We start from the raw sequence: 26,207 nt of genomic DNA, 5'->3' as shown, positions 1-26,207 counted from the left end.
AGGTGTCATGTGAGTAACGTTTTCGATCCCCGCGAAGCCGGGCACTACATCGCCCCGCAAGGCCTGTACGAACGCAACAAGCAACGTCCGTTCCTGGGCAGTATCCACTGCGACCGTGACACGCTGGTCGCCGGGCAGTGGGATGAAATCACCCTGGTCTACGAGGTCGGTGGCAGCGGCCTGGCCGACGGTGCGTGGCTCAAGCTGGCCTTCAAGTTCTATTCCGACTGGGCCTTGTTCCAGACCTCGAACCCGGCCGGTCCCAACTATGTCAGCGCCGAATACCAGGCCGGTGAGCTGGTTCCCGGCCAGAGCCCGGCCACGGTGCAGCATTTGAAAGTGCGCTTCGACCAGAAGGGCCACGAGCGGCCGTTCCAGAAAGCGATCATCATCGACATCATCGACGGTTACCTGAACCCGGGCGACAAAGTCATCATTCGCCTGGGCGACCGACGCCAGGGCGGGGCGGGGACGCGGGTGCAGAGCTTCGTCGAGAAGGACTTCCGTTTCCGCCTGTTCATCGACCCGTTGGGCAGTTCGAAATTTGCCGAGGTGCCGGGCGATCCCTTGTTGGACATCGTGCCGGGTCCGGCGCAGCGCGTGCAGGTGATCGTGCCGCGACTGGTCAGCGCCGGTGAAGCGTTCGATGTGCTGTTGCGGGTGGACGATGCCTGGGGCAACACCTGCCGAAACTTGCCGCTCGCGGGTGTCTTGACCCTGGTTGACCCGGAGGGGGGCGAGCGCCAGCAGCCGTTCGCGTTGGCATCCGAAGGTTGGGCGACGGCCCGGCTCGAGGGCCTCGACCTAGGCGCGGTGGGCGAGTGGCGTTTGTCCGCCAAGGTGGCGGCGCCGTTTGTCGACGGTGCCCAGGCCTTCGTCACGGTCGATCCGGCCGGTACTGCGCTGCGCCCGCTCTACGCCGACCTGCACGTGCATTCCGATGACACGGTGGGCACCAACGATACCCTGTACAACCTCAGCTACGGCCGCGATGTCGCCGGGCTCGACGTCCTCGGCTACACCGCCAACGACTTCAATATTACCGAGCAGCGCTGGGACCAGGCGGTCAAGCTGATCCATGAACTCAATGAGCCGGGCCGATTCGTCTGTTACCCCGGCACCGAATGGTGCGGTAACTCCTGTGCGGGTGGCGACCGCAACGTCGTCTTTCTGCATGACCGCAAACCCGAATTCCCTTTCGACAATCAAGGGCGACTGGTGCGTTCCTTCGAATGGAACGAGTTCACTGCCGGCACCATCAAGCCGGGCGCCTGGCCGGTGGACGAGCTGTACGCCGCCTATGCCAAGGACCCGGAAGGTCATCTGATGATGCCTCACGTCGGCGGACGCCGTTGTAACCTCGACTGGCATCACCCGGAGCTCGAACGGCTGATCGAGGTCGGCTCGGCCTGGGGCCAGTTCCATTGGGTCTACGCCGAAGCGCTGCAGCGCGGCTATCGGGTCGGCGCTGCCGCGAACAGTGATGAACACCAGGGGCGCTGCGGTGGCGGCGTTCCGGCCACGGCGGTGTTCGGCTCTCGCGGCGGGCTGACCGGCGTTGTCGCCGAGGCGTTCGACCGCGCCAGCGTCGGCAAGGCCTTGCGCGCCCGCCGCACCTTTGCCACGACCGGGGAACGTTCGTTCGCCAGCCTGCGCCAGGGCCAGCACTTCATGGGTGAAGTCTTCGCTGCCGATTCGAATGCCTCCCTGGATTATCGACTGTTGGGGGAGGCGGGTTGGGAGCAGGTCGATCTGTTCGATGGCGACCAGTTGATCTGGTCGCGCAACTTGCATCAAGAACTTGGTTTTTCTGCACAGCGCATTCGCTTGCGCCTGGGCGGAGCACGGATCAAGGACCGTTACCGCGGCGCTTACTGGACCGGCGAGATCCGCATCACCGGCGCGGTCATCAATGGCTTTCGCGCCTTGGGCCTCGATCATCCCGAACAGACGGTATGGCGCAAGGACGCAACGGTCCTGGCGTTTCGCACCGACACCAACGGCGATACCGACAGCATCGAAATCGACCTGTCGCAACTGGCCGGCGCCACGCTGCAGATCCACAGCCGTATCGACAACTACGTCAAGGTCGGCGACCCGTCCGAACCGCAACCTTACGTACATGCGCCGACGGTGGTGATGGCGCTGTCCGGCGATGAGCTGCTGGCGCGCTCGCAAGTGGTCGAAGCGTTGCCGGGCGCGGAGTTGAAGATGTCTTTGGAACGGATGACCGCTGCGCCGTTGCCCCGTGAATTGCAGGGCAAGATCGAACTGGCCCGCTTGGGGCTTGACCCCGGGCGTGAACATCCCTTGTTCATCTGCGCCCGCCAGCGGGATCAATCGCGGGTCTGGACCTCCGCGCTGTTTCTGACCCTGTAGCCGCCCCAACTGCCTGACAGAAAACAATCTGGCCAATTGCTACACGCCGTTGTCCGGCATGATCTAAGCTCCAGAGGAGGGTCACCCGAGCAGGGGGTTTCAATGCGAAGCGCACCTGAAAGCAGCTTGAAAAAAGCACTGAAAGCCTGCCGGGACAGCTTTATTTCTGTCGGGTTTTTCAGCTTTTTCATCAATGCGCTGATGCTCGTCCCCACGTTCTACATGCTCCAGGTCTATGGCCGTGTGATCACCAGCGGCAGTCTCACGACCCTGACCATGCTGACGCTGATCATGACCGCATTGCTGGTGACCCTCGGTTCGCTGGAATGGATCCGTTCGCGCATCATGGTTCGGGTCAGCACTCGGCTGGATGTGCTGCTCAGTCGCCAGGTCTACCGGGCCAGCTTCAAGCGAGCCCTGGAAAGCGGCGGCATGGACGCCTCAGCGCAATCGCTCAATGACTTGACGGGCTTGCGGCAGTTTCTCTCCGGCAACGGTTTGTTCGCGTTTTTCGACGCGCCCTGGCTGCCGATCTATATCGCGGTGATGTTCCTGTTCCATCCCTGGTTTGGTTGGGTGGCGACGGCCAGCGCGTTGTTGTTGCTCGCGCTCGCGTTCGTCAACGAACGACTGACGGGGCCGGTGCTGGCCCAGGCCAACAAAGAGCACATCGGCGCGACGCTCTACACCACCAAGAACCTGCGCAACGCCGAAGTCATCGAGTCCATGGGCATGCTGGAAACCCTGATGGATCGTTGGGGACGGCGGCAACGCAACGTGCTGTTGTTGCAATCGGCAGCGAGCGACAGCGGGGCGCTCATCAGCACGCTGTCGCGGACCTTCCGCATCCTGGTGCAATCGCTGGTCCTGGGCTTGGGGGCCTACCTGGCCGTGGACCATCAAGTCGGGGCTGGCCTGGTGTTCGCCGGGTCCATACTGCTGGGACGTGCGCTGGCACCCATCGACCTGATCATTGGCAGTTGGAAGGGCTTTATTGCCGCCCGCTCTCAGTACAGTCGCCTGAATGACATCCTCGATAAACAGCAGGCGCAACCCGAGCGCATGGCTTTGCCGGCGCCCCAAGGGCATGTGCAAGTCGAAAACCTGATTGTCGCGGCCCCCGGTTCCAGGACGCCGATCCTCAAGAACATCAGCTTCAGCGCACCCGCCGGTTGCATGGTGGGCATCATCGGCCCCAGTGCGGCGGGCAAGTCGACCCTGGCCAGGGCGTTGCTGGGCGTCTGGGCCCCGCAGCATGGCGTGGTTCGGCTCGATGGCGCCGACATCAGCGCTTGGGACAAGCATGCGCTCGGGCCCCATATCGGTTACTTGCCCCAGGACATCGAGTTGTTCGAAGGCACCCTCGGCGAAAACATCGCGCGTTTCGCCGCGGTCGATTCGGTGCAAGTGATCCAGGCGGCCAGAGTCGCTGGCGTTCACGAGATGATCCTGCAACTGCCCGATGGCTACGACACCGTCATCGGCAGCGAGGGCCTCATGCTTTCGGCAGGGCAGCGCCAGCGCATCGGACTGGCCCGGGCGCTGTATGGCAGCCCACGGCTGATCGTTCTCGACGAGCCTAATTCCAACCTTGACGACGTCGGCGACCGCGCCCTCGCGGCAGCGATCCTGCAGTTGAGGCAGACCGGCGCGACGTTATTTGTCATTACCCATCGCACCAACATCGTGTCGCAGCTTGACCGACTGCTGGTGATGAACGCTGGGGTTATCAGTCTCTACGGGCCACGCGAGCATGTCCTGGCCGAACTTAACGCGCAGCGACAGCAGGCACAGATGCCAGCCGTGCCCGCAAGCACCGGCACGGCTTCGGTCGATACCGGCAAGGGTGATTCCAATGAACCCCATGGTGCCCAGTCGTCAAATTGAGAGCTTCACCGACCTGCCAACTACCGATCATAAGATTCGTCGCCTGGGCATTGTGATTATCGCCGTGATCTTCGGCCTGTTCGGCACCTGGGCTGCCGTCGCCCCCCTCGACGGTGCCGCTTACGCACCCGGTGTGGTCACCGTGAAGGCTTATCGAAAAACCGTTCAGCACCTTGAAGGCGGCATCGTCAAGGCGCTGCTCGCCCATGATGGCGACATCGTCAAGCGTGACGATCCGCTGATCATTCTGGATGACGCCCAATTGCGCTTCGAATACGAAATGGCCCGGGGCCAACTGATCGCGGCCAGGGCCATGGAGGCGAGGCTTGTGGCCGAGCGCGACAGTTTGCCGGCGATCGGTTTTGGCAACAGTGCCGATCCCGACAGTGTCCGGGGCGTGGAGGCGCGCCAGGGGGAGACGCGGGTATTCAACGCTCGACAAGGTTCACGGCTGGGCCAGATTGCTGTGCTGCGTGAGCGCATTGGCCAGTTCCGCCAGCAGATCAAAGGGCTGGAATCGATGGTCGGTTCCAAGGTTCATTTGGAGAAATCCTACAGCAGCGAAATCGATGAGTTGGCCGACCTGCTCAAACAGGGGTTCGTTGACAAGCAGCGCCTGCTCGAACAAGAGCGCAAGTTGGGGCTGCTCCGCTCAGAGGTGGCCGATCACCGTTCTGCCATTGACCGGACGCGCTTGCAGATCAACGAAACACAGTTGCAGATCCTGCAAGTCGACCATGACTTCACTGCTGAAGTCACCAAACAACTGGCAGAGGTCCAGACCCGGATCTACGACTTGCAGGAGAAAACCTCGGCCCTGGAAGACCGGCTCGCTCGCATCGTCATCCGGGCGCCCGATGCGGGCATGGTGATCGACATGACGGTGCATACCATTGGCGGGATCGTGCGCCCGGCGACGCCACTGCTCGATATCGTGCCCTCGGTGTCCGATCTGATCATCGAGGCGCAGGTGGCGCCGGTGGATATTGATCGCATTGCCATCGGCAAGCGTGCCGATATCCGTTTCGGCGCATTCAATAGCGACACGACGCCCGTGATCGAAGGCGAGGTCAGCAGCGTGTCTGCAGACCGCATGACCCACGAAAAGACCGGGACGGCTTATTACCTGGCGAGGGTACGGGTGACCGAGGAGGGGGCGCGCACCTTGGGTGAGCGCAAATTGTTGCCGGGCATGCCGGCGGACGTGTTGATTATCACCGGGCAACGCACGCTGCTGCAGTACCTGATGCAGCCGGCTCGCAATGCGCTTTCTCAATCGATGATCGAGGAATGACCATGGCCACGTCGACAATTCTGCTAGGCGGTTTCTTGATGCTCGCAGCGGGTGCCGTTCTGGCGCAGGCCGAGACGGCCGCGCCCAATGGGGTCAATGCCTCGACGTTTTCCACCGACCTTATGCAGTTGTATCGCGAGGCACGGCTGGAGGACCCGCAAATATTGGCGTCCTATGCGCAAGCGCAGGCCGGTCAGGAGCATCAGCGCGAAGCCATGGGCGCGCTCTTGCCGCAATTGTCGTTCAACGCCGGGTCGAACCGGATTCATCAGGAAAGCGATCTGGTGCAGCGCAGTTTCGATAGCGAAAGCTACGGCCTGGTAATGCGTCAGTACCTCTACAACAAGACCGCGTGGGAGAACTATCAGAAGTTCAAGAGCCTGGCCCGGCAGTCCGAATCCCAGGCCTTGGACACCCAGGCCGAGGCTTCGGTGGAATTGGCCCGGCGTTACTTCACGGCACTGGCGGCCGAGGATGAATTGCAGTTGGTGCGGGCGGAGCGGCTGACCACTCAGAGGAGCCTGGACCGGATCAACGCGTTGTACGAAAAGCAGTTGGCATTGATCACCGATCAACTCGATCTCAAGGCCCGGGTGGATCTGCTCTCGGCCCAGGAACTGGATGCCCGCAACCAGGCCAGTCTCAGTCGCGAGGCGCTGGCAGAGATTGTCGGCCGGCCGGTCAAGGAACGACTCAACCGGATTCGTGATGACCTTGCGCTGCAAGTCTCGGCACACAGCCTGGAGACTTGGGTTCGCGATGGCATGGCACTCAACCCGGCGCTCAAGGCCAACGAGAGCGGCGTCGAAGCGGCGGGGGCGGCCTTGCGCAGTGGCAAGGGCGGACACTATCCGACCCTGAGCTTGAACCTGAGCGCCCAACAGACCAATGAGGGCTACAACAACTCCCTGGCACCCCGCACGGACAGTTATGTCGCCGGGATAGGTATCCAGGTTCCGCTGTACAGCGGCGGATCCACGTCGGCGCGGGTTCGTGGGCTCTATCAGGATCAGGTGATCGCCGAGCAGCAGTTGGAGGCGATCCGGCGCCGGGTGGTCAAGGAGATCACCAATGCCTACCTGACCGCCAATTCCAATGGCGAAAAAATCGGTGCGAACCGGCTGGCATTGGAGTCGGCACAACTCTCTCGGGTGGCCGCAGAAAAGGCGCTGAGCTACGGGATGGTCAACTCCGTCGATGTCCTGGCCAGCGTACGCAATGAATACCGTGCCCGGCGTGATCTGCTTAAAACCCAATACGACTTTCTCAGCAATGTGCTGATCCTGAATCGCTGGGCGGGAAAACCACCGGCCGAGAGCATTGAGAATGTGAATGGGTGGTTGAGTCCCGGCAGCGCTGGCCAGGCCGTTCACTGATCAGGACATGCTTGCGTCCATGAGGAGAGTCAACACAGTTGGTTTTTTGACGCTAAATTCCAGTCGTTTTATTACGGCATCTAAGTTCATACCATTCGTCGATTAATTGACGATTCTCTTCCAGCCTCGGCAGGCTTGCCGATTCCTCGCTGGTAGCTTAACGAACTGATTTAAAAGTGTTTATTTACTTTTCGAGAAGGTTGGCCAGACGGTCGGCGCCGGGCGTTGGCAGACGACTGGCTAATGGGCGGTCGGCGGTGCGCCGGGCTGGCCTAGACTCAGCCTACGAGCTCGAAAGGAGCACATTATCATGTGTAAGCTGTTGATAATTATTCCTATTCAGGTTGTCTCGATGGTTTCGTCCGGCTTCTTGAAATGCACGCACCCCCCGCCAGAGCACCCAGTGAACATCCTGGTTTGCCGTGCGAGGGGGGTATCGATATGAGGCCGGACCAAAGAAAACCGATACGCGTGATGCTGATCGATTGTCGTCCTCTCGTTCTTAGGGGGCTTCATGACTTGATCAATGCCAGAAAGCCACAGATGGAAGTGAGTGGCCAGGCTTCCACGTATACCCATGCATTGGATCTTGCCGATCAGTTGCGGCCCAATGTGATTTTTTTCAGTTTCTTTCCCGATGCGTTGAACCCACTGGAAGTCGTCGCGGGGTTGACCCGCAGCGCGGAGATGAAGGTGCTCGTGCTCAAGGGATTGTATGAGGCCGTTCCTGTTGCCCAGGCGATCGAGGCGGGGGCACGGGGTATCGTGCTGGCCGAAGACCCGACGGAGTCGATCATTCAAGCCATCGTCAAAGTGCATCATCGCGATATCGGGCTGGACAGGGCGTGGGCCGGGGGGCTTTCCGGTTATGCGTCCATCGGCCATGCCACCACCCAATGCAATCTGGAGCAGGCGAAACAGGCTCGGTTGACGCTGCGCGAGAAGGAGTTGATTCGTGCCATTGTGGGGGATCCGTCTGCCAAGTACATCAGCATTGCCGGGCGCCTGGGTATCAGCGAGCACACGGTGCACAATCATCTGAGCAATATTTATCAGAAGCTTGATCTTATTAATCGCATCGACCTGTTGATGTATGCGCTCAAGCATGGGCTTACCAACAATGAGGAGCCTCCGGAGGCTACTTGGGTGGAGTTGGATTGACCTTGTTGGAACTGGCTAGGATTTTGTTGATTGAGTACATAGCTGCGGTAACGGCCGCTTAGGGTTCCGCCCTGACGGCGGCACATGCACCATCGATGCAAGCTGACCTACCGCTATCGCGAGCAAGCTCGCTCCCACATTGGATCTCCAGAGGACAAAAAAACTTGTGTTCAGCACAGATCCCCCTGTGGGAGCGAGCTTGCTCGCGAAGACGGCGGCACATGCACCATCGATGCAAGCTGACCCACCGCTATCGCGAGCAGGCTCGCTCCCACATTGGATCTTCATAGGGCAAAAGATTTGAGTTCGGCACAGATTCCTCTGTGGGGTGTGCTGGATTTCGTCGTGATCAGGGAAGGCATAAAAAGCGATGCGAGGATGGTTTCCAGGCCATCCTCGCATCTTTCCCGCACGCGATGCTTCAGGCGTTGCCAAAGACCACGTCGCTACTCAGCAGATCGACACCCACCAGCGTGATGGTGGTGATTTGCCCGCCCGTCTCGGCGACCGTCACGATGCTGTCTGCTCCGGCATTATCGATCGATTGGACAACGGCGCCCTGGTCACCATTGAGCACCAGCGTGTCTCGCAGGTTTTGGCTGACATCGAAGCCCGTGAGCTGGTACAGGTTCTCGGTGAAGGTCAGGTCGATGTTGAAGGCATCGCGCTCACCGCCCGTGCCCACCAGCGTGTAGTCGAACAGCGCATCGGCCGTGTTATTGGCGAACAGGTTGGCGTCGAACGCACTGGTCGCGGTATCGCCGTCCTTGTCCGTCAGCGTTGCGTTGAACGACAGTTTCACATCGCTGGCCAGGTTCTCGGTTTCCTGGATGAACTGGATGACCGGAATCTTTATCGCGCCACGGCCCATCGTGAGCTGAACGGCATCGATCATCGCCGTGCCCTCGCGCTCGACCTCGAAGGACACCTGGCCCCCAGCCTCGGGCGTCAGGGTGTTGACCTCGGTGAGGTTGGAGAACGTGCCGTCTTCGTAGTAGATCCGGAAGTACAGGTCTTCAGTCGCGGTGTTGTAGCCTGCCACCGAGTTGTCGATGAAGATTTTCATGCCCGTCAGCAGGCTTTCCGGGTTGATCACGAAGCTTTCATCGGCAGCGCCGATGGCCGCCAGGTTGTCCCCTTGCAGCAGGTTGTTGCCGACCCCGATACCGGACGTGCTGACGTTCATGGCTGTCGGATCGATGTAGGACGGCAGGGGCGTGGTTTGCAGCGTGGCCTCGGTAGGGTCGGGGGCGCCGAGGCCGATGCCGGCGAGGATATCCGTGGTTGAGGCGAGTGCCTTCGCGGAGAAGAACACGATTTCTTCGGACGCCGAAGGGATGGCCGGATTGTTGGTCTCAGGGATCAACAAGGTGCGCACCGGATCAGGGCCGCCGGCATCGAGGGAACCGTCGGCACTGCTGCGCACGATGGTCGAGCTGAAGCCTTGCACCAGGTCCAGGGCATAGCTGCCATTGGCGTAGGCGGTCAGCGTGTAGTCGACGCTGGTATTGGCGGTGGCGGCGTTGTTGTCGAAGTCACCGGTCAATGTCCCGGCGAAATGGTACGCGCCGTTGGCGTCCGGCGAGGGCGCCTGCTCGGTGAGGGTGCCGGTCCCGGTGGTGGTCGTGTCGTCGGGCCTGACCAGGGTGAACTGGCCATTGACCAACGAGATGTCCAGGCCCGCCGCACCCAGCCCGTCGGCCCCGGCTGATTTATCCCAGAATCCATATTGCGCCAGGACGCTGCCGGTACCGATCAGGTTGCCGAACGCGACGGAAGGGCCGTCGTCTTCGAACACCAGGTTCTGGCCGATGTTGAGCGTTGCCTGGAGGCTGTCGCCGTCCTTGTCGGTCTTGGTCGCGATCAACGTGACCAAGTTGTCCGCCAGGCTCTTCGCATCATCGGGATTGGTGGCGTCGGGGTGCACCAGCGCCCGGATCTGGTCGAGGGTGACATCGCCATTGGTGGCCACGCTGACGGTGAACACCAGCAGATTGGTGGTGGCCGTGCGACCTTCTACCGTTGTGCCGTTGGATGAGAGGTTGACCGCCTCGCCGGTGGCGGTGTCGATGAGCCCGGATGCGCCGGCCACCACGCCGAGACCGTAGGTCAGTGTGCCGGCATCATCGGCGCCGTAGGCGGAGACGAAGTTGGCGGCGAAGTTTTGCATGGCGTTGGTCGCCAATACCGTCTCATCCACCATGAGCGTTGGCTCGGTGCCGGTGGTGCTGATGCTTGGCCCGTCATCCTCGAACACCAGGTTCTGGCCGATGTTGAGCGTCGCCTGGACGCTGTCGTCGTCCTTGTCGGTCTTGGTCGCGGTCAGCGTGACCAGGTTGTCCAGGGTCAGGCTCTTGGCGTCGTCGGGATTGGTGGTGTTGGGGTGCACCACGGCGCGGACCTGGTCGAGGGTGACATCGCCATTGGTGGCGACGCTGACGGTGAACACCAACAGGTTGGTGGTGGCCGTGCGACCTTCTACCGTGGTGCCGCTGAGCGAGAGGTTGACCAGCTCACCCGTGGCCGTGTCGGTCAGCCCGGAAGCGCCGGCCACCATGCCGAGGACATAGGTCAGTGTACCGGCACCGTCGGCGCCATAGCCGGAGCTGAAATTGGCGGCGAAGTTCTGCGTGGCGTTGGTGCCCAGTAGCGTCTCGTCCACCGTCAGGGTGGGCTCGGTTCCGGTGGTACTGATGCTTGGCCCGTCATCCTCGAAGACCAGGTTCTGGCCGATGTCGAGTGTGGCTTGAACGCTGTCGCCGTCCCTGTCGGTCTTGGTCGCGGTCAGCGTGACCAGGTTGTCCAAGGTCAGGCTCTGGGCGTCGTCGGGATTGGTCGTGTCGGGATGCACCACGGCGCGGAGTTGGTCGAGGGTGACATCGCCATTGGTGGCGACGCTGACAGTGAACACCAACAGGTTGGTCGTGGCGGTGCGACCTTCCACTGTTGTGCCATTGAGCGAAAGGTTGACCAGCTCGCCCGTGGCCGTATCGGTCAGCCCGGAAGCGCCGGCCACCATGCCGAGGGCATAGGTCAGCGTGCCGGCACCGTCGGCGCCGTAGGCGGAGGTGAAGTTGGCGGCGAAGTTCTGCGTGGCGTTGGTGCCCAGTAGCGTTTCATCCACGGTCAGGGTGGGCTCGGTGCCGGTGGTGCCGATGCTCGGCCCATCGTCTTCGAAGACCATCTGCGAGCCGATCTCGGTCTTCGTGACAGAAGCCTGGACCAGCGTGAAGCCGCCGATGTCAAAGTCGGCGTGGTTGGTGCCCTTGGCGTCGAGGGCCGCACCGTTTTCGATGAGCACGCGGTTATGGTCTGACGTGGTGGTGTATTCAATCGTGTAGCCAGCCTTGACGCCGGTGATGGTGGCCACCCCGGACGCGAAGCTGATGACAATGCCCGCATCGTTGGCAGAGCCGTCCGAGTTCTCGATGACTACCCCGGTGCTGATGTTGATGACCCGGACATTGCTGATCGCCACCGAGGTGTCACCGGTGTAGCCGTTGACGAAGTTCACCCCGGATTCAGCCGCGGTGCTGAACGCACTGATTTTTACCACGGCCGTCTTGCCGGCCTGCAATTGCACGACATCGAAGTTAGCCATCTTCGTATTGAAGACGTCGGTAAAGTCGATGTTGGATTCCACATCCGCTTCGGTCTGGTCCAGGTTGGGAATGGTCACATCCTGCCTGGCACCGGTGACGAAGGTGAAACGGATGCCTTCCTGTTCCACGATCATCTGGTTATTGGTACCGAAGGTTGTCGGCCCACCGGCCTGGCTGGTGTTGATCGTGTCACCGGTGGTGATGTTGGCGCCGCTGGATTGGTCGGCCGGGTTCTTGCCGGTGGCGATGATGGTGGGCTCGGTGATCCGCAGGACGCCGTCGACCAGCTCCGTCGTCGGGTTCGCCGTGGTGAACATCAGGAACAGGTTCTGCCCGGAAGGCGCATCGGCCAGGCTGAATTGCAGGTCCTGGCTCGCACCGATGAAGACTTTGTCCAGCAGGTTGACGGCATCGTCGGGGTTGGTATTGACCGGTTGCTGGAGCGGTTCGTAGAGCACGGTCCAGATCTTGCCGCCGGTGGCGGTTTCTTCAATGTACGCGGCGAAGACGATGGCACCGGCGGGCCCGCCGGCCCGGCCGAGAACGATATTGTCGTTGGTGTCCGTGTAGAGAAGGATGCTGGTGCCGTTGAGCGTATCCAGCCCGCTGTCCACACCGTCGAGCGGCGCACCGGTGCTGCCGACGAAGCTGATATTGGTAATGGTTGCACCAGGCGCGGCGTTGACCGTGAACGCATCGCTGCCGGTGTTGCCTACGTCGCCGGTATAGCCGCTCAAGGCTGCTCCCGTTGCGGTCCCTGTACCGAGCGCGGTCAGGCGACTGGCGAAGGCAGTGGGGAGGGACGCGACCAGAATGTCGTTGTCATCCGCGTCCGTTGGAGCGCCTGGTGTGGCGGCGCCGTTCTGCAAATTGGCGGTTTCATCCAGCGTCACGTTGACGCCGGTTGCTACGACCCCCAGGCCGGTGCTGGCGGTTGCAGTGTATAGCGAGGCTGGATCGCTCAGCAGCGCTGAGTCTTGCTCGCGAATAGTCATGACTTTCTCCAGAGCATGCGGTCATCGAGGCCTGACCGTTGACCTTATGACCGCACTATGGGGAAGCCCGGAGTGATTGCGTATCGGCTGATACTCCCAGGCGGAGTGGGAGTTCCGGCCTATGCCACCGGTAATGGGATTGTGTCGGCGCGGGCAGATTCGCGCAAAACCCCGACAGTCCCAGCAAGCCTGCGAAAGCCCGCTAATCGCCGTTGCGAGACAGTGAAGCCGTCGATAACGACAGCGCCCACGGGCGCCGGGCCGGCGAATGTCTCGTCGGCCCGCTCACGCAGGAGAGCGATCATGACCGATATCCAACACAGCATTCCCCACGAAGTCGAAGGCAAGGTTGCACTGGTCACCGGCGCAGCCAGTGGCATCGGCAAGGCCATCGCATTGCTGTTGCATGCCCGCGGCGCCAAGGTGGTGGCGGAGGACATCAACCCCGCCGTCCATGAGCTGGCCCGTCCGGGGCTGGTGCCGCTGGAGGCCGACATCACCAAGGATGGCGCCGCCGAGCGCGCCGTCGGCCTGGCGGTCGAGCAGTTCGGCCGGCTGGACATCCTGGTCAACAATGCCGGGATCATCATCAACAAGTTGGTGATCGACATGACGCGCCAGGACTGGGAGCGCATCCAGGCGGTCAATGCGACCGCCGCCTTCTTGCACTCACGCGAAGCGGTCAAGGCGATGATGCCCAACAAATCGGGCGCCATCGTCAACATTGCTTCCTATGCGTCCTATTTTGCCTTCCCGACCATCGCTGCCTACACCGCCTCCAAGGGTGCCCTGGCGCAACTGACGCGTACCCTGGCGCTGGAAGTCATCGAGCATGGTATTCGGGTCAATGCGATCGGTGTTGGTGATGTGGTCACCAACATCCTCAATGATGTGGTCGAGGACGGCCCGGCGTTCCTCGCCCAGCACGGTGAGGCCGCACCCATCGGTCGGGCAGCGCAGCCGGAAGAAATTGCCGAGGTGGTTGCGTTCCTGGCGTCGGACCGTGCCAGTTTTATTGTCGGCTCGATTGTCATGGCGGACGGTGGCATGACGGTCACCGCTGGTTGAGTCAAGGAAAAACGGCGCCTATCCCGTGAAGGATAAGCGCCGTTTCTTTGTCTTCGGCCTTGAGCTGTTCAGAGTTGCACCCGACGAAGCCTGCCGCTTAATGGCACCGCGTGTGCATCTGGCGTAGGCAGTGGCCGCCCGACCAGGCCCATGCCTTCGCTGACCAGTACCGCGTCGGGTAACAGGCACAGGTTGGACGGGGTATCCAGGTCGCGGGCGAGCACGGTGACCTGGGCTGTTTGCAAGTCGCAGTTCAGCAGTCGCCCACTGAATCGGGTAAAGCCGCCATGCAAAGGTTCGCCGTTCCAGTCGGGGAGCAGCGGTTGTTGCAGGCGCTCGCAGAGTTCCAGCACCAACAGCTGGCCATTGGGACGCAGCGCCAGCCCGGTGGGCAGTTGCAGGCCGCGAATCAGGATCTCGATCTCAGCGCTGGCGGGCCAGACCCGGATTACCTGGCCTGCCTTCTCGGCAAAGTCGATGCCCTTGCGGCTCGGGTCGCCATGCAGTTCGCCCGAGAACAGGCTGATCAGCACGGCGCCTGTCGCCGGTTCGTACACCAGGGTCACGGGAACGGCTTCCTGGCCTTGATCCAGTTCGGGCAGTTGGACCAGCACGCGCTCTTCCTGGCCTGTGACGAACTCCACCAACTGATTGGTATCGGGCTTGACGGCCAGCCAACTGCGGCGGGTCGGGTGGTAGCACAGCGCGTTCAGATTGCCGCGGCTATGGAAGACCGGCTCGGGCGGTGTGAATTGCAGGTCCAGCAGTTTGGAACCGGCGACGTAATCGGTCTGGCTGACCAGGCAGCGTCCGTCACCGCAGGCGATGTCCGACACGCCCATGATTTCATCGCGCAGCATGCGCGCCTGCATGTTCATGGCGCGAAACCCTTGGGCCAGGGTTTCGCGGGGCAGGTAGGCGCCGGGCCGCTGCGGATCCGGTCGCAGACGACTGATACGGCCGCTGAAGGGTTGGTCGGGCAACCCTGAGCCTGCTTCGGTGAGCAGCAGGCTGCCATCGGCTTGCAGGCAGAGGCCGCGAGGGTTCAGCAGGTCGTCGGCGATGAGGGTGTTGGGGCGCAGGTCTTCCCCAGGGTGTGCGGGGATCTGAAGGGGAACGGCCATAGGCTCTCTCCGTGAATGAGAAGGGGGTACGGTCATTGCGGCGGTTGCCACGGTTCGCCGGTGAGATAGGCCCGCAGCAGCGCCCGTTGGCAGGGCGACATCGAGCGCACCACCGGCATGAACAGCGTGGTGCCTTTGTAGGCATCCGAGGTACGGGCGAGGATGGGGTTCTTGGCGCCCATGATGGCGTCGGGCTGATTCAGCGGGATATAGCGCGACATGGCGGGGAACGCCAGGTAGTGGAAGCGCAGCACGTTGGGGTACATCAGTGGCCAAGTGATGGTGGTGCCCCGGGGAATGCCGAAGTCGGTCTGGGCGTATTTGCGGAAATTGGTGAAGTAAGCACTGCTGTCGAAGCCATTGGCCGTGCAGGTCAAGGCGACAAACCCCGCCTGGGCGGCGCTGCCCGGCTTGAGGGTGACGGGGAAGCTGATCGCGAGTTGGCCGGCGCTGAGCGTCAGCGAGTCAGGGTAGTCGAGGAAGTCCCAGTATTGCGGTTGATCATAGACTGCGGGGGCTGCCGCCTGCAGGCCGATTTCGGTGGCGCTGGGGACTGCGCCGCCCAGGTACCTGACCTGCAGGGTGATCGACAGGCCGTTGGGGTAGTCCTCCAGGTAGACGTTGCGCTGGTCGGCATAGATCCGATAGGTCGACTCGGTGGCTTGCAACGTGGTACCGGCGACCGTGCCCGGTGCGTTGATCGCCAGGGCGCTGGTTTTCACAGCCTGTAGCTGATCGAAGGTCAGGGGCAGGTCGACGATGCCGCCATACACGTAGTAGTCCAATAAAAAGCGGCTGGTCGGCTCCAGGGTCGTCAGGGTGGTGGCGCCAGCGCTGATGGTTACTTTTCCGTAATTGGCGTTGGGTCCGATCGGGCTGGTGATGTCGTCCCTGACCGCCCGGAAGGTTTCCTTCGGAATGACGTTCACCATGTCGATGCTCAGGTAACCGGTGTTGTCCAGGTCGGCATAGCCGGCATTGCCCGTACTCTGGTTGACCAATTGCCGCCCTGGCTGACAGTTCAGCGGCTCGTCGGCGAAGGCCGGGGCCAGCGTGCCGATGACCCGGCCGATGCTCGGGTTGGGCGTGTACCGGCCGGCGGCATAGTCGGCGTCCAGTTGTTCAGTGGTCATCGTCGGGCACATTTCGAACATGACGAAACGCAGGACGATGCCCGTCGCCTCCGGTGCCTGGATGATCGAGCGCAGGCCGCTGCTGTTCTGGTTCCAACTGACGATGCTGCTCATTGGGAAGGTCAGTTGAAAGGTGCCGCTGGCGTGGAAAGAGCCCGGCGCGTCCATTTTTTTTGGCAGCAGCACACGTCCTGCTACGTCGAAACTGCTGCACACGGTGTCGCAGCGGATCAGCAGTTGGATGTTGTCGTTACCACCGATTTGCAGGCCACCGACGAAGATCTGTGTGGTCGTCGAGGCGGTGGGGTCCAGGTCCACCATCATCGGGCCGGAAACCGGGCCCTGGTTGGTCACCGGGTCCACCGAGCCGAGCAGGTAGACGGCCTGGCCCACCAGGTCGCCGGTGGTGCTGATGCTGCCGGGGATGCCCTGGGAACTGATCAAGGCGTTCTGCATGTCGACGACATGCTGCCCATAGTGATTCCAGCCACCGGCGGTGTAGTAGTTGCCGGTGGGGGCATTGATCATGTTGTTCAACTGGTCGTCGGTGTAGGGCTCGGCGCCCGGTGCCAGGGTCGAGGTGGTCAGGTCGAAGAGCGGCCAGTCATCGTTGCCATCGTAAGGAATGGTCGGGGAGTTGTTCGGCAGGCTGACGTCCGTGCGGATGCCGCCCCAGAAATTCAGCCGTGGTCCGTTCAGGATGCTCATGAGTTATTCCTCGTCCTTGATGGTTTTGCCGACAGGTGCATTGGCGAATTTGAACAGGTAGGAGTAATCGGATTTGTAGGGACTCTTGACCGGCGTCGCCATGGAGTGGCAATTCATGCAACTGCTGTTGGGCTGGATGTAGCTTTCCATGGTCACGTTGGCTGAAAGGGCGGGTGTCGGCTGGCCCAGTGGATTGCTGGGGTTGTCCGGCATCAGCGGGCGCTGGGTGGTGATGAGTTGGTAGTACTTCAAGACGCTGCGTTGCAGGTCCGGGTCGCTGCGGTAGCGAGTATTGACCTCGTTGGTGACCTCGGCGATCGGGGTGAACCGGTTCAATGGGTTGGGGGTCTGGAAGGTGGTGCCGGGTTTGGGCACGCAGACCAGGTGCGCGCCCTGAGTCTGCCAGTCGCAGGGCGACTGGTTGAGGGTGGCTGGCGGAGCGCTGGGGTTGAAGTAGGAGTAAGCCGTGCCGGTGGTGGGTTGGTCGACCCACACGCCGTTCACCAGCACTTTGGGCGGCACGTTGTCGATCTGCTCGAAGGTCGACCAGATCCACTGCGGATAGCCGTTCACCTTGGTGATGACGTGCAGCCCCACCAGCCCCAGGTAGGCCTCTGTGACACCGGTGCGCTGGCCTTGGTCGTCGAACGTGGCCACGCGCGCAAGCATGGTCAGGTAGCGGCTGGCATTGTCGTTGGGGGTGAGGATGCGCCAGCTCGATTTGACCTCGATGACCCCATAGGGGAAGTTGATGTTGTTGGCTCTGGACACCACATCGGCGTTGTAGAACTGGTTGGCGACGACGTAGTTGTAGGAGGTCTCGTTGGCCGAAATGTCGTAGTAGGTCGGGTTGCCGGCCTGGTCGATCAGCCAGCCGCCGACAGCCTGGTCGACGGCATTCACTTGGGAACTGTTCTTCAATGCGGCGATGTTGATGATGCCCAGGCTCTTGGCCAGTTGCGGGGTGTTCCAGGGGCCTGGATCGGCCCCCTGTGGCAGGAAGGTTTCCTCCACGGTCTTGTAGGTTTGCCAGACGGTGTAGCCAGGGGCCCCTGGTTGCTTGCTGCAGTCGGGATCACCGCGCTGCCCGGCCTGGGCGGGCCAGTTCATGGCGATGAACAGCTGCCAGCTGTATTGATCGAACAGGTCCTGGCTGGCGTTGGCCGCCGGTGCCGTACTGGGCGGTTGGCAATTCAGGCTGGTGGCCTGCGTCCGTGGCATGGCTTGATCCTGGGATTGTTCCAGGGCCAGGGCCGGAAGGCTGGCCAAACCCAGCAGGACCCAGGTGAAACGGAATGAAGTGTTCATGGCGATCCTTCGTCATTGGTCAGGGTTTGCGCTGCATGAGCTTGTTCCACTGCGCCTTTTGCCCATTGCTCTGTGAAGCCGGTGGCTCGAACAACTGGCAGGGCGGTGGATTCGCCGGGCACATCGCGGCCACCTGCGCCCAGGTCTGGGCCGGGTCCGGTTTGGCGATGCGGAAGTTGGTGTAGTTCTGGCTGACGATGGGGGCATTGGCGACGCTGGTGTCACCGGAGAAAAAGAACGACTGGGGCTGGCGGTAGGGCGGTTGTCCCGTCATCTTTTTGTAGAAGGCATAGCCGAACAGGATCGGACCCTGGGGCGATTGGAGGTCCAGCGCGTAGGCCTGAACGCTGCCGTCGAGGTTCTGGCTGCGCTCGGCGCTGTAGGGCAGGTGCTGGATGAAGTCTTGCCGCGGCGGATGATTCATCGGCGAAAACATGCAGCAGGCCGGCATGTCCTTGGGGCGATCCTGCGGGTAGGTCAGGAAGTAGGCCTTGTTGCCCAGGGACACGAAGGAGCAGGTGTAGTTGTTGTTCTTGATCGGGAAGATCGGCAGGCAGTATTTCTCATAGTGCTCCATCATCGCCCCGAAGCCGTCGCCATCGGCCGGGATATAGGCCGTGTCGTAGTAGCTGGTGCCATGGGAGACGGTGTAGTCCGCCGGGGTCAGGGTGGTGGGGGGATTGCTGTAGGGCGGCGGGTTCTTTTCGTAGTTGTGCATCACCCGGTACATGGTCCAGTCGCTGATCCAGTACGCCGGAAAAAACGGATCGGAAGGTTCGCCCGGGATGCGTTTGGCGATGCAGTTACCGTTCTGTTCGTTGCACCCCTCGGTGTTATGCACGCCCATGGTGAAGTAGACGGCACCGCTGTCCTGGGCGAACAGAGGTGGACTGAACAGCAGGATCAACAGCAACAGCCGGTTCAAGAGACTGGTTTTCATATCGACACTCCTGTGAAGTGCCGGGTGATTGGCTCCTCACCCGGTCCATTGTGGCGAGGGAGCTTGCTCCCGCTGGGTTGCGCAGCAGCCCTTTTGTGAGCGCTTCGCACTCAAGCGGGAGCAAGCTCCCTCGCCACGGTCATTTCCTTTGAGCAGCGTTGAGATTCTGTCAGAGGTTGTCGTAGTCGCTCATCTTGAGTTGTTGTGGCGGATAGTTGCGCTTCACCAGCTTCTTGGCCCACAGCTCCAATACCGCGCGGCGGCTCTGGGACATGTCACGGGTGATGGGCATCGAGAGCGTGCTTTCTTCCTGGTAGGGCTTGCTGATCAGCACAATCAGCTGGTCGATGGCGCCTTCGACGCGGGCCTGGGAGTTGAGCGGCATGTACTTGTTCATGATGGGGTACAGGTAATAGAAGGTCTGCAGGATGCGTGGGTAGAGGAAACCCTCCCAGAGTTCTGTGGCGGCGTCCTTGTTCTTGTAGACGGTGTTCCAGTAGTTGATGAAGTCCTGTTGCAGTTGCATGTCCAACGGCAGGACGCGTAGCGGGGTGAGGAAGTCGATGTAGGCTTGGGGGAGCGGGAAGCTGAAGGGGATGGCCGGATCGCTGTCACCGTCCTTGACGAAAAAACGCAAGGTCGGGAAGCCCGGGGTCACAGCCCTGAAGCTCACCTGGGCGATGCCATTGGCGTCGGTGGTGGTCGTTACATAGGAGTAATCCACCTGAGTGGCCTGGTTATCGTTCAGTGTCCCTGTGACGTAGACGCCGGCGTCGAATGCCAGGCAAGGTTGCAGATTGACCGCAATCGGTTTGCCCGGGCCATTCAGGAAATCCAGGTAGCCGACCGGTGTGCTCGTTGGCCTATGCACATTCTGCAGGGCGGTAAGTCGGCGGCCGCTGCCGGTGGCCAGGTAGTTCGATACGGGGGGCGCGTCATTGAATTGCGGCAGGTTGGCCTGGTTAAAGTTACGGTCTGTCGGATCGTCGTAGAACAACGTGAAGTTGGCCGCGTTGCTGAACGCCAGGTAGTAGTCGCTGCTGGTCACCATGTAGGGATTGCCATATTCCGCCACCCACAGCGTGGTATTGGCGGCCGGCACACCATTTTTCTGCACCATGATGTTCAGCGTCTTGTGGTCGCCCACGTCGATGAAACTGCCGCTTTCTATGACCTCGGCGGTCCAGGTCTGTTGGGCGGCGGCGGTCACCGGTTTGGCCGGAGCCGGGCTCTTGCGTTGCAGTTCCAAGGTACCTGACTGCAAGGCCTTCACGTTGTCGTCGTTGAGCGCGAAGTCCAGCAGGCCCGAGCGTTTATCGAAGGCGCACTGGCGATACTGCTCGTAACCGAAGTCGACCACCGACGTGAATTGATCACCCTCGCGTACCCCCAATTGGTAGTCGCCAGCCTGGAATTTTTCTGCGGTCAGGATCGGCGCGGTGGCGTCCACCGGATAGAACGGGAAGGTATTGGTCAGATCCAGGGACAGGGTGTTCCCGGTGACTTGGGCCGACACTACACCCAGTTTGGTCGGTGCGACATCACGAGGTGGACTAGTTTGAATGATCGGCACGGCGGCGACGGGCACCAGGCGCAGGCCGGCGGGGGCGGTGGGGTATTCGTCGGCGAACCAGAGGCCCAGGGTCGCGGCAGTGCGGCTGTAGGCGGGGTTGAAGAAAATACCGGAAACGTTGTCCAGGCCCTTCTGATACATCGCTTGCAGGCGAGCCGTATCCGTGGGGGCGTTGGAGCGGGTGTTGACGTACGGGAAGTCGTTGAACACACCGTTCCTGTCGTAGCAGGTCAGGTAGGTGGAGAACCTGAACATCAAGCCCTTTGCACCTTGCAGCTTCATCTGCTGCTGGAGGTTGCTCAGCAGCGCCGAATCGCCGATGACCCATTCCAGGTTCTCTTGGGGAAAGCACGACTGCCAGGTGGTGGTGACATACACCAGGCCACCGAGGGCGCCCCAATTGAAGTTCAGGAACCGGTCCATCATCCGATACTGGCGATTGAGGGTCAGTCCACAGGTGGCATCCCCCAGCATCAGTTTGTCGAAATACAACGCGGTGAAGGTATTCTGCCACGGGCTGACGTCCACGAAGCGCGCGGCAGTCGGGGCGTTGCTGCCAAAGGGATTGCCGAGCAGTTGGTAGTCCCTGCCGACCAGCGCATCCTCGGTGATGTAGGTGTTGGCCTGCAGCTCGCCGCCAATGATCGTTGAGCGAGTACCTTTGTAGCTCACCGTGCCGCAGGCGTTGTCGCCAAACAGGTCCCATTCGGCGGGCATGTACGGGTAGGTTTTCGGGTTGGCATTGGTCGGCACCTGCAACACATAGGTCGGCAGGTCGCTCATCGCCAGGGGCTTGATGGCCCAGGGCATCAGCTGGGTGGGGGCGTTCGTGGCGTTGATGTCGAAGTGGCTCATGAACGGCCAATTGATGTCTGCGTTGACCGCGTCATACAGCGGAAACACGTCGTTGTTGTTGGCCGTCGGTGGGTTCCAGAACATATGGCCGTTGAGGTAGATACGGGGGAAATTCAATACGCTCATGTCATGCTCCTTAGCGTTGCCACTGGGCGCGTTTCAGCGACCAGACAAAGTCCAGTTTTTTGTAGCCGTCGAAGTCTGAGGCTGGCAGCGGGGCTGTCGGGTACACAATGCCGCCCCCCTTGTTCAGGGCGAAATTGAAGTAGCCGTCGTCGTTCGAGTAGGCGGCAGTGCTGTGGCAGGCCAGGCAGGACGAGGTGTTCTGGAACGCCGATTCCAGCTGCGAGTTGGCCAGTACCTGGGTGATGGGCTGGAACTCGACCCCGATCAGTTCGTACTTCGACAGCGTTGGGTTACTGGCCTGGAAGCTGGCATTGACCGGCTTGGCGGCCGGTGTCGGCCCGGTGGTGTTGGTCATCGGCGTGGCCGGTGCGGCATTGGTGACGGTGTACTTGCTGTTGTTGATATTTTCGAAGGTGGTCCAGACCCAGCTGCTATCCAGCTTGTTGACGACATGCAGGCCACTCAGTGCCGCATAGCCGACCTGGTATTTTCCATCCTGTTGGTAATAGGCTTGGGCAATGTAGTAGCCATCGTTCACCAGGGTTTGTTGGTAGGTCGTGTCCGTGCCGATCCACAGCCACGCGGCTTTCAATTCCCAGGCGGTGGGGGGGAAGTGCAGGTCATTGGCCAGGGCGGCCTGGCCATTCATGTTGTAGACCTGGTTCTTCACGATGTAGTCGAAGGTGTCCTTGCCCATCAGCAGTTGAAAACGTACGGGGTTGCCCTGTTGGGCGTCGGGCACGGCACCGCCCATTTGCAGGATCAAGCCGTCGACCTGTTGGGTGGCGTTGAGGTTATGGAAGGCACGGGACAGGTTCATGCCTTGCGCCTTGGCTTGTGTCACCACCGCGGCCGGGAGCGGCGCGGAGCTGTCATAGGTGCCCGGTGGTGCGCCGTTGGGCAGGTAGACCTGATCCGAGGGCTTCATCGTCTCCCACACGAGGTTGCTGCTCTGTGCCGTGCTGGGCTGGTTCAGGCAGGCGAACCAGTTCCAGGCCATGGTCTCGGGACTCTGGGCAAACGCGGTCCGGGTCTTGTTGATGTCGGCTCCAAACTGCAGGAAGTTGCTGCAGTCGAAGTGGTTGGCGTTCTGTGCCTGGGCCAAACCGGCCAGGGCACTTAGAACAGTGATGGAAATGGCTCGCCGCATGGAAGCTCCTTGGCATTCGCCGTATCGGCATGAGGGTGCCCCTGGAAGTGTTCGAGGAGCAGTTGCTTCACCGCCGTGACCGCAAGGTGCTGCGGCAACGACAGATCACAATTGGTGATGAGCAGCGGGCCGGTTTTTTCGCTCGTGGGCAGCCGGCCGTGGCTGCCGCGGACCAAGCGGGTGTCCAGCGGAATCAGGTCCATGTAGTAGCGAAAGCCGAGCTTTTTCTGCAGCAGGCGGCGCGCCACTTTCAATTTCGGGAAGCGAATAGCAGGGTCGATGAACAGCTCAAGCGGGTCGTAGCCTGGCTTGCGATGGATGTCCACGGTGCGGGCAAAGTCGGGGGCCTTGCGATCGTCGAACCAGTAGTAGTAATCGAACCAGTGACCGGCGGCGGCCACGGCCACCAGTTCACCGCTGCGGGAATGATCCAGTTGCCAGGCCCGTTGTTCGGCTTTATCCAGCACCTGCTCGATACCCGCCTGGCGTTGCAACAGCGCCTTGACGCGAGGAATGTCACGCGCCTGTTTCACGTAGATGTGCGCGACCTGATGGTCGGCCACGGCAAACGCCGCACTGGCACCGGGGTCGAGCAATTCCCAGGTCAGCGATTGGCGTACCTGCAACAAGCCTTCGGCGCGCAATAACCGGTTGATGGAGACGGATTGGGAGACGGCTTCGATCCCGTATTCGGACAAAAGCATCACCGCCGCGCCTTGCGCTTGGGCGAAGGCCAGCAGACGCCCGACTTCGCTGTCGATGGCGCGTACCTCGTCGGCAATCGACGGGTGATCGGGCCCCAGGCGTTGCAGGCTGTAGTCGAGGTGGGGCAGGTAGATCAACTGCAGGTCGGGTCGATTGAGCTGGAATTCGGCGATGGCGCAATCGACGATCCAGCGGCTCGAGGCGATGCCGGCCGCCGGCCCCCAGAAGCCTGGAAAAGGGAACTCGCCGATCTGCTGTTCAATCTGCTCGTGCAACGAGGCCGGTGTCGAATACAGGCCGAACATCTTGCGGCCATCGGCCGGGTAATGCGGCCGTGGGGTGATGGCCGCGTCCACGTCGGCGTACATGTTGTACCACCAGAACAATTGGCTGCAGCGAAACCCGGGGTATTGACGCTTGAGTGTCTGCCAGACCTTCTCCCCCTGGATCAGTGCGTTGGGTTGCAGCCAGAAACGCACTTCGGCCTGGTCGCGAAAATACCAACCATTGCCGACGATCCCGTGTTCCGACGGTGGCTGTCCCGTGAGGATCGAGGCCTGCACCGTCGAGGTGACCGCCGGGAATACCGGTTGCAGCGTGGCCATCTTCGCCGTTTTCAATAAAGCATTGATGCAGGGCGTCGCGGCACCCAGCAGCGCGGGAGTCAGGCCGACCACGTTGATCAGCAGCAGCGGCTGGCGCGCAGAATCAGAGGGCATCGGCGCAGGCCTCCAGCGCTTGGGGTTGCAGTAATTGGCGCTGTTGCAACTGGTCCTCGACCCACCGCAACTCGGCCGCGATGCCCTGAAGCTGGGCGTGCTCGGTCGTGGGCCGCAACTGGCTGGGCAGGACGCCCCAGCTGTAGGTTTCCACTTCCAGCACAGGGCGGAAATCCCCATGGTCGGCCAGGAAATCGAAGGTCTGCGACAAGGCAACCTGGCTGCCGTTGAGTTCGGGCAGCAGCAGGTGCTCGCTGAACAATGGAATGTGGAAGTGAATCCTCAGCTCGGAATGGGAGGAGCGGTTCTGCTCGCAATCGTCCAGGGCCGCGGGGAGGTCGGCCCAGGCAGATAATCGGTCCTGTCCATCACGGGCTTTCACTTGGTGCAGGTAGGTGGGTTCGGCAAAACCGCCCAATGTCTCGAGCACTTGTTCGCGTCGGTGATTGTCTGCAGGCAAGTGACAAATCAACGCGTTGGATAACTGGATCTTGCCGATGGGCACCCGTGCCTGACGCAATCGTTCCAGCGACTGGTAGCAATTTTCAAACATCACGGCCTGGTGGCAGACGTCAAAACACAGCGCCAAGTGTTCTTGGTGCGGGTCCGTGGCCTGCCAGTGGTGGAAGAAGGCGATGGCCTGGCCAGTATTTTCCAGCACGCAATCAGGCTCCATTTCCAGGCAGACTACGATCTTCTTGCCTGTCTCCAATCGCAGCTGCGCCAACGCGGCGGTGAGTTCGCGCAGTTGATGCTCGGCGCGTTGTTGTAGCGCCGCGCTCCAGCGAGCGGCATAACCCAGCGGCACGCTGGAGATGACCCCTTGGGCACAGTCCGCCGGCAGGGCCTGGGCGAGAAACCGGGCCAGGTCCAGGCTGTACGCCAGCCGCTGCGGATCGGCCCAACTGGGCAGGTAGACGTCGGCTTTCACCGCGCCTTGGTGAAATTGGCCGTAGGGAAAACCGTTGAGCGAGGTCAGGCGCAGCCCGCTGCGTTGCAGCAGGTCGAGGAAGTCCGCACGAGCCGGCGGCTGTTGAAGTTCGGCGGCGGCACCGGCGCTGATCCACAGGCCGCTGTCCTGGGTGTCCAGCCCGCGCAGTGTTCGCACGGTCTGGAAATGCCGCTCGATGGACGCGCGCAGACCGCCCAGGTCATGGGTCGGGTGCACATTGCTGCAATAGCCGATTTGCGTCGCCGTCCAACCCGTGCGGGCACTCATTTGACCACCGGCTCCTGGCCGCGCAGGGCCGAGTTGTCCTGCCACTGTCGGCGCTGATCGATGGGCAGTGGCGTGCTGACCAGGACTTTGTCCAACTGGCCGCTCTGGGCAAAAAAGTCCACCGGGTTGTGAAACAGCACCTGTTCGACCTGGGCCTCACTGAAGCCGGCGGCCAGCATTGCCTGGCCGGTCTTGGGCACCTTGAGCGGGTCGCTGATGCCCCAGTCGGCGGCGCTGTTGACCACCATTTTTTCCGTGCCGTACTGCTGCAGCAGCGCGACCATGCGCTGTTCCGACATCTTGGTGTTGGGGTAGATGGAATGGCCGCGCCAGCAGTCGCTGTCCAGCACCAGGGGCAGGGTCAGTTCGTTGAGGTGGTCGATGATCACCAAGTGTTCGGCAATGCCGACCTCGCGAATGACCGCGAGTGTGCGCTTGGTGCCGCCGATCTTGTCGCGGTGCGGAGTGTGCACCAGCACCGGCAGGTTGAATTGTTTGGCCAGCTCCAATTGGGCGGCGAGAAAGCGATCCTCCTCCGGGGTGATGTCGTCGTAGCCGATTTCACCCACTGCCACCACGCCGTCCTTCACCAGGTAGCGCGGCAGAATCTCCAGCACCTCATTGGCCACCGATAGGTCGTTGGCCTCCTTGGGGTTCAGGCCAATGGTGCAGAAATGATGGATGCCAAACATGCTGGCGCGAAAACGCTCCCAGCCCAACAGCGTGTCGAAATAGTCGATGAAGCTGCCGACGCTGGTCCTGGCCTGGCCCTGCCAGAAGGCCGGTTCGATTACGCCGGTGATGCCGGCGGCGGCCATGTTCTGGTAGTCGTCGGTGGTGCGGCTGACCATGTGGATATGCGGGTCAAAGTACTTGGGCATGGTG

The 26,207-nt window shown here is 61.5% G+C and carries 16 protein-coding genes; 6 read left to right on the top strand and 10 right to left on the bottom strand.

Features of this window, described 5'->3' with window-relative positions:
- The first annotated feature begins 9 nt into the window (after positions 1-9).
- The 5 genes from AD659_RS15225 (at position 10) to AD659_RS15205 (ending at position 8,097) form a co-directional block, all read left to right on the top strand.
- Positions 10-2,379: a CehA/McbA family metallohydrolase domain-containing protein gene (locus AD659_RS15225; RefSeq protein WP_053122692.1), complete on the top strand. Its 2,370-nt coding sequence runs from the start codon at positions 10-12 to the stop codon at positions 2,377-2,379.
- A 102-nt stretch (positions 2,380-2,481) separates the two neighbouring features.
- Entirely contained in the window at positions 2,482-4,266 is a 1,785-nt protein-coding gene (locus AD659_RS15220; protein ID WP_053122690.1) for a type I secretion system permease/ATPase, read from the top strand.
- Positions 4,235-5,560 (top strand): HlyD family type I secretion periplasmic adaptor subunit, encoded by a 1,326-nt coding sequence (locus AD659_RS15215; RefSeq protein ID WP_172681733.1) that lies wholly within the window; start codon positions 4,235-4,237, stop codon positions 5,558-5,560. The genes AD659_RS15220 and AD659_RS15215 overlap by 32 nt, the downstream gene beginning before the upstream one ends.
- A 2-nt stretch (positions 5,561-5,562) precedes the next feature.
- Entirely contained in the window at positions 5,563-6,936 is a 1,374-nt protein-coding gene (locus AD659_RS15210) for a TolC family outer membrane protein (protein ID WP_053122687.1), read from the top strand.
- 474 nt (positions 6,937-7,410) lie between these two features.
- Positions 7,411-8,097 carry a LuxR C-terminal-related transcriptional regulator gene (locus AD659_RS15205; protein WP_408003305.1) on the top strand — a complete coding sequence of 229 codons (687 nt, stop codon included), beginning with the start codon at positions 7,411-7,413 and terminating at the stop codon, positions 8,095-8,097.
- Positions 8,098-8,518: 421 nt separating this feature from the next.
- On the opposite strand, the gene AD659_RS15200 is transcribed toward AD659_RS15205, so the two are convergent.
- Entirely contained in the window at positions 8,519-12,694 is a 4,176-nt protein-coding gene (locus AD659_RS15200) for a DUF5801 repeats-in-toxin domain-containing protein (protein WP_053122681.1), read from the bottom strand.
- A gap of 303 nt (positions 12,695-12,997) precedes the next feature.
- Here AD659_RS15200 and AD659_RS15190 point away from each other — a divergent pair, with 303 nt between their 5' ends.
- Positions 12,998-13,762, top strand: coding sequence for an SDR family NAD(P)-dependent oxidoreductase (locus AD659_RS15190; RefSeq protein WP_053122675.1), 765 nt, complete (start codon positions 12,998-13,000; stop codon positions 13,760-13,762).
- A 68-nt stretch (positions 13,763-13,830) separates the two neighbouring features.
- Here AD659_RS15190 and AD659_RS15185 read toward each other — a convergent pair whose 3' ends face one another.
- The 9 genes from AD659_RS15185 to AD659_RS15145 form a co-directional block, all read right to left on the bottom strand.
- The gene (locus AD659_RS15185) at positions 13,831-14,886 is read right to left on the bottom strand and encodes a hypothetical protein (RefSeq protein WP_053122672.1); all 1,056 of its coding nucleotides are present in this window, start codon (positions 14,884-14,886) and stop codon (positions 13,831-13,833) included.
- 32 nt (positions 14,887-14,918) lie between these two features.
- Complete coding sequence (locus tag AD659_RS15180) at positions 14,919-16,727, bottom strand: hypothetical protein (RefSeq protein WP_053122669.1); 1,809 nt, start codon at positions 16,725-16,727, stop codon at positions 14,919-14,921.
- A 3-nt stretch (positions 16,728-16,730) separates the two neighbouring features.
- Positions 16,731-18,035 carry a hypothetical protein gene (locus AD659_RS15175; protein ID WP_053122666.1) on the bottom strand — a complete coding sequence of 435 codons (1,305 nt, stop codon included), beginning with the start codon at positions 18,033-18,035 and terminating at the stop codon, positions 16,731-16,733.
- Positions 18,036-18,054: 19 nt separating this feature from the next.
- Entirely contained in the window at positions 18,055-18,975 is a 921-nt protein-coding gene (locus tag AD659_RS15170) for a hypothetical protein (RefSeq protein ID WP_053122663.1), read from the bottom strand.
- A 169-nt stretch (positions 18,976-19,144) separates the two neighbouring features.
- A complete protein-coding gene (locus AD659_RS15165; RefSeq protein ID WP_053122661.1) occupies positions 19,145-21,529 on the bottom strand; it encodes a hypothetical protein in 2,385 nt (794 codons plus the stop codon).
- A gap of 10 nt (positions 21,530-21,539) precedes the next feature.
- Positions 21,540-22,679 carry a hypothetical protein gene (locus tag AD659_RS15160; RefSeq protein WP_053122659.1) on the bottom strand — a complete coding sequence of 380 codons (1,140 nt, stop codon included), beginning with the start codon at positions 22,677-22,679 and terminating at the stop codon, positions 21,540-21,542.
- The gene (locus tag AD659_RS15155; RefSeq protein ID WP_053122657.1) at positions 22,649-24,103 is read right to left on the bottom strand and encodes an alkaline phosphatase family protein; all 1,455 of its coding nucleotides are present in this window, start codon (positions 24,101-24,103) and stop codon (positions 22,649-22,651) included. Before AD659_RS15155 ends, AD659_RS15160 begins: the two co-directional genes overlap by 31 nt.
- A complete protein-coding gene (gene eboE, locus AD659_RS15150; RefSeq protein WP_053122654.1) occupies positions 24,093-25,322 on the bottom strand; it encodes a metabolite traffic protein EboE in 1,230 nt (409 codons plus the stop codon). The genes AD659_RS15155 and eboE overlap by 11 nt, the downstream gene beginning before the upstream one ends.
- On the bottom strand, positions 25,319-26,203 hold the full coding sequence (locus AD659_RS15145) for a TatD family hydrolase (RefSeq protein WP_053122650.1): 885 nt from the start codon (positions 26,201-26,203) through the stop codon (positions 25,319-25,321). The genes eboE and AD659_RS15145 overlap by 4 nt, the downstream gene beginning before the upstream one ends.
- Between the last annotated feature and the right edge of the window lie 4 nt (positions 26,204-26,207).

The organism is Pseudomonas thivervalensis (genome assembly GCF_001269655.1).
Taxonomy (GTDB): Bacteria; Pseudomonadota; Gammaproteobacteria; order Pseudomonadales; family Pseudomonadaceae; genus Aquipseudomonas; species Aquipseudomonas thivervalensis.
Note: the sequence above shows the minus strand (reverse complement) of the source record. Positions and strands in the feature narration are given on the sequence as shown.

Bases quoted from the DNA above. Each gene is read 5' to 3' on its own strand.
- AD659_RS15200 (WP_053122681.1), bottom strand. From the start codon at position 12,694: ATGACTATTCGCGAGCAAGACTCAGCGCTGCTGAGCGATCCAGCCTCG.
- eboE (WP_053122654.1), bottom strand. From the start codon at position 25,322: ATGAGTGCCCGCACGGGTTGGACGGCGACGCAAATCGGCTATTGCAGC.
- AD659_RS15155 (WP_053122657.1), bottom strand. From the start codon at position 24,103: ATGCCCTCTGATTCTGCGCGCCAGCCGCTGCTGCTGATCAACGTGGTC.
- AD659_RS15145 (WP_053122650.1), bottom strand. From the start codon at position 26,203: ATGCCCAAGTACTTTGACCCGCATATCCACATGGTCAGCCGCACCACC.
- AD659_RS15205 (WP_408003305.1), top strand. From the start codon at position 7,411: ATGCTGATCGATTGTCGTCCTCTCGTTCTTAGGGGGCTTCATGACTTG.
- AD659_RS15215 (WP_172681733.1), top strand. From the start codon at position 4,235: ATGAACCCCATGGTGCCCAGTCGTCAAATTGAGAGCTTCACCGACCTG.
- AD659_RS15220 (WP_053122690.1), top strand. From the start codon at position 2,482: ATGCGAAGCGCACCTGAAAGCAGCTTGAAAAAAGCACTGAAAGCCTGC.
- AD659_RS15170 (WP_053122663.1), bottom strand. From the start codon at position 18,975: ATGAAAACCAGTCTCTTGAACCGGCTGTTGCTGTTGATCCTGCTGTTC.
- AD659_RS15210 (WP_053122687.1), top strand. From the start codon at position 5,563: ATGGCCACGTCGACAATTCTGCTAGGCGGTTTCTTGATGCTCGCAGCG.
- AD659_RS15175 (WP_053122666.1), bottom strand. From the start codon at position 18,035: ATGAACACTTCATTCCGTTTCACCTGGGTCCTGCTGGGTTTGGCCAGC.
- AD659_RS15165 (WP_053122661.1), bottom strand. From the start codon at position 21,529: ATGAGCGTATTGAATTTCCCCCGTATCTACCTCAACGGCCATATGTTC.
- AD659_RS15185 (WP_053122672.1), bottom strand. From the start codon at position 14,886: ATGGCCGTTCCCCTTCAGATCCCCGCACACCCTGGGGAAGACCTGCGC.
- AD659_RS15180 (WP_053122669.1), bottom strand. From the start codon at position 16,727: ATGAGCATCCTGAACGGACCACGGCTGAATTTCTGGGGCGGCATCCGC.
- AD659_RS15190 (WP_053122675.1), top strand. From the start codon at position 12,998: ATGACCGATATCCAACACAGCATTCCCCACGAAGTCGAAGGCAAGGTT.
- AD659_RS15160 (WP_053122659.1), bottom strand. From the start codon at position 22,679: ATGCGGCGAGCCATTTCCATCACTGTTCTAAGTGCCCTGGCCGGTTTG.